We start from the raw sequence: 11,543 nt of genomic DNA on the forward strand, positions 1-11,543 counted from the left end.
AGCAATTGCAAATTGCTCTTATTCAAACCCCCCCACTTTGCTAAGCTTGCACGCCGGTTTTCGCTCACGCCCAGGATCCTTGATGTCCTCGTCGCTGTCCCGAGTCTTCCCCCTGCTGCTGACCCTTGCCCTCGCCGCCTGTGACGACGCCCCGCGTTTCACCCAGGCCGAGCCCGGCGAAGCGTTGTCGGGTGGCAAGGCGACCGTGCAACGCAGCGACCGCAACGCCTATTCCCTGCCCTCGGCCAACCTCTCGCCCGAGCGGCGCCTGGACTTCGCCGTAGGCAACAGCTTTTTCCGCAACCCCTGGGTGATCGCCCCGTCCACCACCACCGCACGTGATGGCCTGGGCCCGCTGTTCAACACCAACGCCTGCCAGAACTGCCATGTACGTGATGGCCGTGGCCACCCGCCAGCGCCTGGCGACAGCAACGCGGTGAGCATGCTGGTACGCCTGTCGATCCCCGACCAGCCTTACCTGGCCAAGGTGATCGAGCGTCTCGGCGTGGTGCCAGAACCGGTGTACGGCACCCAGTTGCAAGACATGGCCATCCCCGGCGTGGCGCCGGAAGGCAAGGTACGGGTGACTTACACCCGCGAAACGGTGTCGTTCAAAGACGGCCACCAAGTCGAACTGCGCAAGCCGGCCTTGCAGATTACCCAGCTCGGCTATGGCGTGATGCACCCCGACACGCGCTTCTCGGCACGGGTTGCGCCGCCGATGATCGGCCTCGGCCTGCTCGAAGCCATCCCCGAAGCCGACCTGCTGGCCAACGAAGACCCGGACGACCGCAACCGCGACGGCATCCGCGGGCGGGCCAACCGGGTGTGGGACGATGCCCAGGGCAAGACCGTGGTCGGCCGCTTCGGCTGGAAGGCCGGGCAGCCCAACGTCAACCAGCAGAACGTGCACGCTTTTGCCGGCGATATGGGTCTGACCTCCACCCTGCTGCCCAAGGACGACTGCACCCCGGCGCAGGCCGACTGCCTGGCCGCACCCAATGGTGATGGCATCGATGGCGAAAAAGAAGTCAGCGACAACATCCTGCGCCTGGTCACCTTCTACACGCGTAACCTGGCCGTGCCGGCCCGCCGCGACGTGAATTCGCCTCAGGTGCTGGCAGGCAAGAACCTGTTCTATCAGGCCGGCTGCCAGGGCTGCCACACCCCGCAGTTCACCACCGCTGCCACTGCAGCCGAGCCCGAACTGGCCAACCAGGTCATCCGCCCCTACAGCGACCTGCTCCTGCATGACATGGGCCCAGGCCTGGCCGACGAGCGTACCGAATTCGCCGCCAACGGCCAGGACTGGCGCACCCCTCCACTGTGGGGCGTGGGCCTGAGCGAAACAGTCAGCGGCCACAGCCAGTTCCTGCACGACGGCCGCGCCCGCAGCCTGCTTGAAGCCGTGCTCTGGCATGGTGGCGAAGCCGAGGCGGCACGCAACTTCGTACTCACGTTCAATGCCGAGCAACGCAGCGCGTTGCTGGCGTTCCTGAATTCACTTTAAAACGCGCAAAGGAGCCGGGCATGTTCCGACCCAAACTGTTGTTCACCAGCCTCGCTGCACTCGCCCTCGGCGCCTGCTCGCCGCAGGACCCGCAAGCCGTGACCTCCGCTGCCATCGCCAAGCAGGTCATCCTGCCCACCTACAGCCGCTGGGTCGAAGCCGACCGCACGCTGGCCGCCAGCGCCCTGGCCTACTGCGAAGGCAAGGAAGACCTGGAAAAGGCCCGCGCCGACTTCCTCAACGCGCAAAAAGCCTGGGCAGAGCTGCAACCGTTGCTGGTCGGCCCGCTGGCTGAAGGCAACCGCGCCTGGCAAGTCCAGTTCTGGCCCGACAAGAAGAACCTGGTCGGCCGCCAGGTCGAGCAGTTGGTCAACGGCGACAAGCCGGTAGACGCCGCGTCCCTGGGCAAGGCCAGCGTGGTGGTACGCGGCCTGTCGGCCTACGAGTACATCCTGTTCGACAGCAAGCCGGACATTGCCACTGCCGAGCAGAAAGCCCGCTACTGCCCACTGCTGGTGGCCATCGGTGAACACCAGAAGGCCTTGGCCGAAGAGATCCTCAAGGGCTGGAACAGCACCGACGGCATGCTGTCGCAAATGACCAAGTTCCCTAACCAGCGCTACGCCGATTCCCACGAGGCCATCGCCGACCTGCTGCGCGCCCAGGTTACCGCGCTGGACACCCTGAAGAAAAAGCTCGGCGCCCCGATGGGCCGCCAGAGCAAGGGCATCCCGCAGCCGCTGCAAGCCGAAGCCTGGCGCAGCCACAACTCGCTGAACAGCCTGCAAGCCAGCCTCAAGGCCGCCGAAGCGGTCTGGGTCGGGGTCGACAACCAGGGCCTGCGCGGCCTGCTGCCCAGCGATCAGAAAGCGCTGGCGGACAAGATCGACGCTGCCTACGCTACCTCGCTCAAACTGCTGGCCGACAACCAGAAGACCCTGGGCGAGCTGCTGGCCGACGACGCGGGCCAGCAAACCCTCAACCAGATCTACGACAGCCTCAACGCCGTCCATCGCCTGCACGAAGGCGACCTGGCCAAGGCGTTGAACATCCAGCTGGGCTTCAATGCCAACGACGGTGACTGATCATGCTGCGACGCCAGGCCCTCAAACTCGGTAGCGTATTGCTCAGCGCCCTCACCCTGGGCGGCTGGAGCCTGTTCCGCAACAAAGGCAGCGAACCCCTGCTGCTTTCGGCGCGTGACGATGGCGACGGCAAGCACTATGCCGTCGGTTTCCGCCTGGACGGCACCCAGGTGTTCAGCACCCAGGTCGCCCAGCGTTGCCATGCCATCATCCACCACCCCGAGCAGCCAATCGCCCTGTTCGTCGCCCGCCGCCCCGGTACCGAAAGCTACCTGGTCGACTTGCGCGACGGGCGCCTGCTACAGACGGTCACTTCGCAGCCAAACCGGCACTTCTATGGCCACGCCGTGGTGCACAAAGGTGGCGAATGGTTGTATGCCACCGAGAACGACACCACCGATCCGGGGCGTGGCGTGCTCGGCGTGTATCGCTTTGAAGGCGAGCACCTGGTGCACACCGGCGAGATCCCGACCCACGGCATCGGCCCGCACGAGGTCGCCTGGCTGCCCGACGGCGAGACGCTGATCGTGGCCAACGGCGGCATTCGCACCGAAGCCGAAAGCCGGGTGGAGATGAACCTCAATGCCATGGAACCGAGCCTGGTGCTGATGCAGCGCGACGGTACCCTGCTGAGCAAGGAAACCCTGGCCCAGCAGATGAACAGCGTGCGCCATCTGGCCGTGGGCAGCGATGGCACCATCGCCGCCTGCCAGCAGTTCATGGGCGATGCCGATGAAACCGCCGAGCTGTTGGCGATCAAGCGCCCAGGTGAGCCGTTCAAGGCCTTCCCGGTGCCGGAGCGGCAGTTGCAGGCCATGGCCCAGTACACCGCCAGTGTCGCAATCCACAGCGAGCTGCGGCTGGTGGCGTTGACTGCGCCACGCGCCAACCGGTTGTTCGTCTGGGACCTGGACACTGGCGCAGTGAAGCTGGATGCGCCGATGCCCGATTGCGCGGGCGTTGGTGCGGTGAAGGACGGATTTGTCGTTACGTCCGGGCAAGGCCGTTGCCGCTTCTACGATTGCCGCAAGGCCGAGTTGGTTGGGCAGCCGATGAACCTGCCGTCCGGTTTCTGGGACAACCACCTGCATCTCGTCTGATTCTTCTGCTGCCTTCACTGGCCTCTTCGCGGGCAAGCCCGCTCCCACAGGGACCGTACAATCCGCTGACTACGCGGTTTCTGTGGGGGCGGGCTTGCCCGCGAAGAGGCCGGCACAGGCATTTCACTCCCCTCCCCTCAAAAACAGTCAATACTTCCCCCATCCACACGTGGGCAGGATCGCCCGTTGTCGTGTCTAAACGAATAACAACCGAATCCAAGGAACCGGACTTATGCTGCGCCGCCGCATGCTCACCATGTTGGCCGTGGTTCTGCTGATCGTGCTGGCCCTGGGGGGCTACAAGGCGTTCTCGATCTACCAGCAGATCCAGGTGTTCACTGCCCCCAAGCCGCCCATCACCGTCGCGGCAGCCTTGGCCGAACAGCGCCAGTGGCAAGCACGCCTGCCCGCCGTGGGCAGCCTCAAGGCACTGCAGGGTGTGGAACTGAGCCTGGAGGTGGAGGGCATCGTCAAAGCCCTGCACTTCGACTCAGGCCAGCAGGTCAAGGCCGGTCAGTTGCTGCTGCAACTCAACGACGACCAGGAAACCGCCCTGCTCGGCACCGCCCAGGCCGACCTGGGCTTGGCCAAGGTCGATTTCGGCCGAGGCAGCCAGCTGGTCGGTGACTCGGCCATCTCCCGCGGCGAGTTCGACCGCCTCACCACCCAGTACCGCCGCAACCAGGCGGTCGTCGAGCAACTCAAGGCCCAGAAGATAAAGAAAAGCATCAACGCGCCGTTCAGCGGCACCATCGGCATCCGCCAGGTGGACATTGGCCAATACCTGGCCGCCGGCACGGTGATTGCCACCCTGCAGGACACCTCCAGCCTCTACGTCGACTTCAACGTGCCGGAACAGGCGCTGCCACAGCTGAACCTGGGCCAGCAGGTACTGGTGCAGGTAGCCGCCTACCCGGGCCAGACCTTCCCTGCCAGCCTCAGCGCCATCAACCCCAAGGTCGAGGAAACCACGCGCAACCTGCTGGTGCGCGCCACCCTGGCCAATCCCGACGGCAAGCTGCTGCCAGGTATGTTCGCCAACCTGCTGATCCTGCTGCCCAATCCACAGCCACAAGTGGTGGTGCCGGAAAGTGCCATTACCTACACCCTTTACGGCAATTCGGTGTATGTGGCCGCGCCGAAGAAGGACAAGGATGGCAAGCCGGAAAACGACGACAAGGGCCAACCCCAGCTGGTCGCCGAACAACGCACCGTACAGACCGGCGAGCGCCGCGACGGCGTAGTGGTGGTCAGCAAGGGTTTGCAAGCAGGTGAACAGGTGGTCACCGCCGGGCAACTGAAGCTCACCCCCGGCGCCGCTATTCGCATCGGCCAGGACAAAGCCCTCAAGCCCGAGCAGGGCACACCGGGCAAGGACTGAGGAGGCTGACATGGCGTTCACCGACCCGTTCATCCGCCGCCCGGTGCTGGCCAGCGTGGTCAGCCTGCTGATCCTGCTGCTGGGCTTCCAGGCCTGGAACAAGCTGCAGATCCGCCAGTACCCGCAAATGGAAAACGCCCTGATCACGGTGACCACCGCCTACCCCGGGGCCAATGCCGAGACCATCCAGGGCTACATCACCCAGCCGCTGCAGCAGAGCCTGGCCAGCGCCGAAGGCATCGACTACATGACCTCGGTGAGCCGGCAGAACTTCTCGATCATTTCCATCTACGCGCGCATAGGCGCCGACAGCGACCGACTGTTCACCGAGCTGCTGGCCAAGGCCAACGAAGTGCGCAACAAATTGCCGCAGGACTCCGAAGACCCGGTACTCAGCAAGGAAGCCGCCGATGCCTCGGCGCTGATGTACGTCAGCTTCTACAGCAAGGAAATGAGCAACCCGCAGATCACCGACTACCTGTCGCGGGTCATCCAGCCCAAGCTGGCCACCTTGCCAGGCATGGCCGAAGCGGAAATCCTCGGCAATCAGGTCTTCGCCATGCGTATCTGGATCGACCCGGTGAAGCTGGCCGGTTTCGGCCTGTCGGCCACCGACGTGACCAACGCCGTACGCCGCTACAACTTCCTCTCCGCCGCCGGTGAGGTGAAGGGCGAATATGTGGTCACCAGCATCAACGCCAGCACCGAACTGAAGTCGGCCGAAGCGTTCGCCGCCCTACCGGTCAAGACCAGCGGTGACAGCCGCGTGCTGCTGGGCGATGTGGCGCGGGTCGAGATGGGTGCAGAAAACTACGACACGGTCAGCTCGTTCGACGGCACCCCGTCGGTGTATATCGGCATCAAGGCCACCCCGGCGGCCAACCCGCTGGAAGTGATCAAGGAAGTGCGGCGCATCATGCCCGAACTGGAAAGCCAGCTGCCCTCGGCGTTGAAAGTGTCGATCGCCTACGACGCCACGCTATTCATCCAGGCCTCGATCGACGAAGTGATCAAGACCCTTGGCGAGGCAGTGCTGATCGTCATCGTCGTGGTGTTCCTGTTCCTCGGTGCCCTGCGTTCCGTGCTGATCCCGGTGGTGACCATTCCGCTGTCGATGATCGGCGTGCTGTTCTTCATGCAGATGATGGGCTATTCGCTCAACCTGCTGACCTTGCTGGCCATGGTGCTGGCCATCGGCCTGGTGGTGGACGATGCCATTGTCGTGGTGGAGAACATCCACCGGCACATGGAAGAAGGCAAAACGCCGTTCGACGCGGCCCTGGAGGGCGCCCGTGAAATCGCCCTGCCGGTGGTATCAATGACCATCACCCTGGCCGCCGTATATGCCCCCATCGGCTTTCTCACCGGGCTCACAGGGGCCTTGTTCAAGGAGTTCGCCCTGACCTTGGCCGGGGCGGTGATCATCTCCGGCATCGTGGCCCTCACCCTGTCACCGATGATGTGCGCCCTGCTGCTACGCCAGGAGCAAAACCCCAGCGGCCTGGCCCACCGCCTGGACGTGCTGTTCGAACGCCTGAAAGTGCGCTACCAGCGCCTGCTGCACGCCACCTTGGACAGCCGCCCGGTGGTGCTGGTGTTTGCCGTGATTATCCTGTGCCTGATCCCGGTGCTGCTCACCTTCACCCAGAACGAACTGGCCCCCAACGAGGACCAAGGGGTGATCTTCATGATGAGCAGCTCGCCGCAGCCGGCCAACCTCGATTACCTCAACGCCTACACCGACGAATTCACCCCACTGTTCAAGGCTTTCCCTGAGTACTATTCGTCGTTCCAGATCAACGGTTTCAACGGCGTACAGACCGGCATCGGCGGTTTCCTGCTCAAACCCTGGAACGAGCGGGAACGCACGCAGATGGAGCTACTGCCGCTGGTGCAAGCCAAACTTGAGGAAATCGGCGGTTTGCAGATTTTCGGTTTCAACCTGCCCTCCCTGCCGGGCACCGGCGAGGGCCTGCCGTTTCAATTCGTGATCAATACCGCTGGCGACTACCCGGCACTGTTGGAGGTGGCCCAGCGCATCAAGGCCCGCGCCCAGGAGTCCGGCAAGTTCGCCTTCCTCGACATCGATTTGGCCTTCGACAAGCCCGAAGTGGTGGTGGATATCGACCGGGCCAAGGCAGCGCAGATGGGGGTATCGATGGACACCCTCGGCGGCACCCTGGCTACCCTGCTGGGCGAGGCGGAAATCAACCGTTTCACCCTCGAAGGCCGCAGCTACAAGGTGATTGCCCAGGTCGAACGGCCGTACCGCGACAACCCCGGCTGGCTGAACAACTACTATGTGAAAAATGATCAGGGTCAGATGCTGCCGCTGTCGACCCTGATCACCCTCACCGACCGCGCCCGCCCCCGCCAGCTCAACCAGTTCCAGCAACTGAACTCGGCGATCATCCAAGGCGTGCCCATGGTCAGCTTGGGCGAAGCGCTGAAAACCGTGCAGGACATCGCCCGCGAAGAGGCCCCGGAAGGCTTCGCCTTCGACTATGCCGGCGTGGCACGCCAGTATGTGCAGGAAGGCAGCGCGCTGTGGGTCACCTTCGGCCTGGCACTGGCGATCATTTTCCTGGTGCTGGCGGCACAGTTCGAAAGCTTCCGCGACCCGCTGGTGATTCTGGTGACAGTGCCGTTGTCGATCTGCGGGGCGCTGCTGCCGCTGTTCCTGGGCATATCGAGCATGAACATCTACACCCAGGTCGGGCTGGTGACCTTGATCGGGCTGATCAGCAAGCACGGCATCCTCATCGTCGAGTTCGCCAACCAACTGCGTGAGGAACGCGGCCTGAGCGTGCGCGAGGCGATCGAGGAAGCAGCGGCTATTCGACTGCGGCCAGTGTTGATGACCACAGCGGCGATGGTGTTTGGCATGGTGCCGCTGATTCTCGCGACCGGGGCCGGGGCGGTGAGCCGTTTTGACATCGGTACGGTGATTGCCACCGGGATGTCGATTGGCACATTGTTTACCCTGTTTGTGCTGCCTTGTATCTACACCTTGTTGGCGCACAAGGCCAAAGCCAAGGAACCGGCATTAGCCTAAACCAGCCACTTCGCGGGTAGATCCGCGAAGTGGCCAGCAAGGCAGATGCAAAGATGCAAAGATGCAAAGATGCAAAGATGCAAATAGAAATACACTTCTCCGCAGTACAACCTAACAATTGCGCCTTCAAACGCCCCATCATTTAGATTCAAGCCTGATTTTGCTGCTTGGTGGTGAAAGACATAGTCACTCTCTCATCTAATTCGCACGAAAAATGTCAGCATCATAATACTTTGGCACCCGCGCCCTAGACGTCTTACAACAAAACCCAACCATTCTTAAAAACACCCGGTAAAAAGCCCTACAACCTCATCAGAAATTTCGCCACCCTGTTCGGCTTGTACATCCCGGGCTTAAAGCTACTATCAAAAGCGCACCTATTTAATAATATGAACACAATGCATTGCAATTCAAGACAGCGGAACCAACAGCATGAGTACAAACCAAAAATTTAAAACCATCATTCTTCACCCATTGCTTTTGATTCTTTTATGCCTGTTAGGCGTTTTCCCTCTGGACGTCATACTTCCTTCATTCCCTGCGCTTGCAGAGGTGTTCAGAGTAGAGCTAAAGCAAATCGCCTACTCCGTAAGCTTCTTCGCGTTTGGCGTTGCTGTGGCGCAAATGGTGATTGGTCCCCTGTCAGATCGAATCGGTCGAAAACGATTGCTACTCGGTGGCTTGGGGGTATCCATTGTCGGAGCGATTGGTTGTATATTTTCAACTGACTATAATACTTTCATGATATTCCGAATACTACAAGCTGCAGGCTGTGGAAGTCTCGTTCTAGGGCAGGCACTTGTACAAGACCTGTACAGTGGCAAGCAACGCAATACCATGCGTATCATATTAACGAGTGCCAGTGGTTCATTCATATCAATCTCACCGGTCGCCGGCGCTGCGCTCCAACAAATATTCGGCTGGGCAGACAGCTTTACGGCTTTTATTTCAATAGCTATTGTTGTCATGCTGCTTGCATGGGTGCTATTGCATGAAACTTCCGCATTACGCAGCAGTAACGCTGGCATTCAAAGCTATCTTCCCATGTTGCGTGACACGCTCTATATAGCCTACTCCCTACAGGCCACTTTAGCGTTCGCCTGCCATTTTGCCTTCATCGTCATTGCACCATTGGTACTGATGGATCAGCTTGGCCTAACGCCGTATCTGTTTTCCGTTGTATTCATCGCCTATGGGCTGGCATATGTCATCGGTGGTGCGACTGCGACCTTCTTGAACAATCGCGTCAGCGCACAGGCTCAAATCTGCACGGGATTCCTGCTTTTAGGTACCGCAGGGGTCACTCTATTGATTTGGCAGTGGGCAGCAGGGCTATCGGTAGCTGGCCTCATGATACCGATGATCGTATGTACGGCAGGAACAACGATGGTAAGACCCGCCGCGGCTTCGCAGGCGTTGGCCCGTTATCCGCAACAGGCAGGAGCAGCAGCGTCGCTCAATACCACATTGCTATTTGCCGGCGGTGGACTTTCCGGCACTTTGATTGCGTCAGCCGAGCATTTGCTTCCAATGAGCTTAGGAGTTCTATTCTTGAGCTGCGCCCTCAGCGGCTATCTGCTGCTCATATGCCTCAAGGGCAATAGCATGCAGCATTGCTGACTTCTGCCGAAAACACCGACACAAAAAGCCAGAGGCCCCGCGATTGCGGGGCCTCTGGCATTTCTAGCTCACACCGGGCTCAACCAAAAGGCCGCAACCCCTGGCGCATGCCGAACAGGAACAGCAACAAGTCCTGATCGGGCGCGGCCTGTGCCTGTTGCTGCGGTTTCACATCCCGCGGCAACGCGCACTGGTCGGCCATCTCGGCCTTGCTGAACACTGTCGGCCTCGGCTCTTCCCAAGCAGCCACCGCCACGGTGGTTACCGCCAGGCCAGCCACCAGGAACAAAGCTCGAGCTATTTCTAGTTTCATTACTCTAACCCTTTGACAGCGCTGCCAAACGCCATCTTGTAAAAGTAGAGCAGCGTCTGCCATTCCGCGTCATTGATCGACGAATGGCGGCGCAGCTGACGCAGGTCGTTACCTGCCGCACGCTGGCAGCTGATACGCCGCCGGCACTTTTCCAGGTCCAGCAGTGCGACTTCGACGCGCGCCTGCTCGCCTTCGCCGATGACCTTGATGAATACATGCTTGCCATACAGGCAGCCGTGCTGCCAATGCCCCAGGTGCATGCGCGCCAGGTTGTCCGCCAAGTCCTTGAGCATGCGCTCATGCACCACCTGCGGGTAACGCTCGCGGGCACCTTCGGCATGCCAGTTGTCGAGTTCGATAAAGCCGTCCAGTGCTTCGCTGACCAGCAGCGCACGCCACTGGTGGTCGGCATCGCGTTCGGCACCACAGAAGACGATACGCGGTACACGCACGCCCAGTTGCTCGAAGCTGTTCAGCGCATCGAGTTCACGCAATACGGTCGGCCGACCAAAAGGGTGCAGCAGGCTGCGGTAGATGTGTCCGACCTGGCGCTTGGCATACAGCAGCTTGCCATTGGCATCATTGAGGCGTTGCACGCCGCTCTCGCCACCGCGGCGCTGGTTAGGCTCCTCGACCCACTCGCCTTGCTGGCGCCAGTAAAAATCGAACCGCGACTCCCCTTTTTGGGCTACAGCCATCAAACACTACCCCTTACGCAATACATAGACCCGCCACATGGCATAGAACGGCAGGAAGTCGAGGCGTTCCTGGATTCTGAAGCCGGCGGCCCTGAATTCTTCTTCGACCGTTTCGGCTGGTAACACGAAACGGTTCTGGTAATTGTCCTGCTCGGTCTTGGCACTGCGGCGCTGTTCCAGTTTTTTCCGGCGCCAGGCCTTGAAGTTGCCATCCACCCACAACGACAGAATCACACTATCACGGCTAACCCGTTGAAATTCCGAAAGTATGGTCTTTCTGTGCGCCGATTCGCCAATGTGGTGGAACAGCCGCATGCAGAAGATGCTGTCTACCGAATTGTCTGGCAGGTCGATGGCAAATGCCGAGGTTTGCAAGGGACGTACCCGTGCCACCACCTCTGGCGGTTGCGCGGCACAGGCTGTCTCGATCATCGCTTCGGAGTTGTCAGCACCGATGATCACACGGTTGGGCTTTTCTGCCAGCAGTGGCCAGAAGCGCCCGGCACCGCACGGCAGGTCCAGTACCAGGCCAGGTTCGCCGGCCAATGCCAAGGCGCGACGCGCCAACTGCTCATCTCGCTTGTGGGAAAGGCGTCGCGCCAGGCCGTCCTGGTGCTTGAGAAAGTACTCACGCGCATGGTCTTTGTCGTACTTCTCGGAAAATTCAAGCTTGATAGGGCTACGCATTGGGCATCTCCTGACTCCATTCCACCCACATTAGGTAGGCAAGCGTTGGAATCAGGTCATGCCAATGTGAAAAAAATGTTGCGCGCCCGATGAC

The 11,543-nt window shown here is 60.9% G+C and carries 9 protein-coding genes; 6 read left to right on the forward strand and 3 right to left on the reverse strand.

Going from position 1 to position 11,543, the window contains the following annotated elements; translation table 11 throughout:
• Positions 1-82 precede the first annotated feature (82 nt).
• From QQL85_RS15665 to QQL85_RS15690, 6 genes are all read left to right on the forward strand, one after another.
• Complete coding sequence (locus tag QQL85_RS15665) at positions 83-1,510, forward strand: di-heme oxidoredictase family protein (protein WP_284354413.1); 1,428 nt, start codon at positions 83-85, stop codon at positions 1,508-1,510.
• A gap of 20 nt (positions 1,511-1,530) precedes the next feature.
• Entirely contained in the window at positions 1,531-2,595 is a 1,065-nt protein-coding gene (locus QQL85_RS15670; RefSeq protein ID WP_284354414.1) for an imelysin family protein, read from the forward strand.
• Positions 2,596-2,597: 2 nt separating this feature from the next.
• Positions 2,598-3,695: a DUF1513 domain-containing protein gene (locus QQL85_RS15675; protein ID WP_284354415.1), complete on the forward strand. Its 1,098-nt coding sequence runs from the start codon at positions 2,598-2,600 to the stop codon at positions 3,693-3,695.
• A 232-nt stretch (positions 3,696-3,927) separates the two neighbouring features.
• Positions 3,928-5,076, forward strand: a complete 1,149-nt coding sequence (locus QQL85_RS15680) for an efflux RND transporter periplasmic adaptor subunit (RefSeq protein WP_284354416.1) — start codon at positions 3,928-3,930, stop codon at positions 5,074-5,076.
• Positions 5,077-5,086: 10 nt separating this feature from the next.
• Positions 5,087-8,131, forward strand: coding sequence for a multidrug efflux RND transporter permease subunit (locus QQL85_RS15685; protein WP_284354417.1), 3,045 nt, complete (start codon positions 5,087-5,089; stop codon positions 8,129-8,131).
• Positions 8,132-8,563: 432 nt separating this feature from the next.
• Entirely contained in the window at positions 8,564-9,751 is a 1,188-nt protein-coding gene (locus tag QQL85_RS15690; protein ID WP_284354418.1) for a Bcr/CflA family efflux MFS transporter, read from the forward strand.
• A 79-nt stretch (positions 9,752-9,830) separates the two neighbouring features.
• Here the strand turns inward: QQL85_RS15690 and QQL85_RS15695 are convergent, their stop codons facing one another.
• From QQL85_RS15695 to QQL85_RS15705, 3 genes are read right to left on the reverse strand one after another with little or no spacing between them, the layout of a single operon-like run.
• Positions 9,831-10,064 (reverse strand): hypothetical protein, encoded by a 234-nt coding sequence (locus tag QQL85_RS15695; protein ID WP_284354419.1) that lies wholly within the window; start codon positions 10,062-10,064, stop codon positions 9,831-9,833.
• Positions 10,064-10,762, reverse strand: coding sequence for a lipopolysaccharide kinase InaA family protein (locus tag QQL85_RS15700; protein WP_284354420.1), 699 nt, complete (start codon positions 10,760-10,762; stop codon positions 10,064-10,066). The genes QQL85_RS15695 and QQL85_RS15700 overlap by 1 nt, the downstream gene beginning before the upstream one ends.
• A 6-nt stretch (positions 10,763-10,768) precedes the next feature.
• On the reverse strand, positions 10,769-11,449 hold the full coding sequence (locus QQL85_RS15705; RefSeq protein ID WP_284354421.1) for a class I SAM-dependent methyltransferase: 681 nt from the start codon (positions 11,447-11,449) through the stop codon (positions 10,769-10,771).
• Positions 11,450-11,543 lie beyond the last annotated feature (94 nt).

Origin of the sequence: Pseudomonas putida, assembly GCF_030159595.1 — a bacterium.
Taxonomy (GTDB): Bacteria; Pseudomonadota; Gammaproteobacteria; order Pseudomonadales; family Pseudomonadaceae; genus Aquipseudomonas; species Aquipseudomonas putida_AC.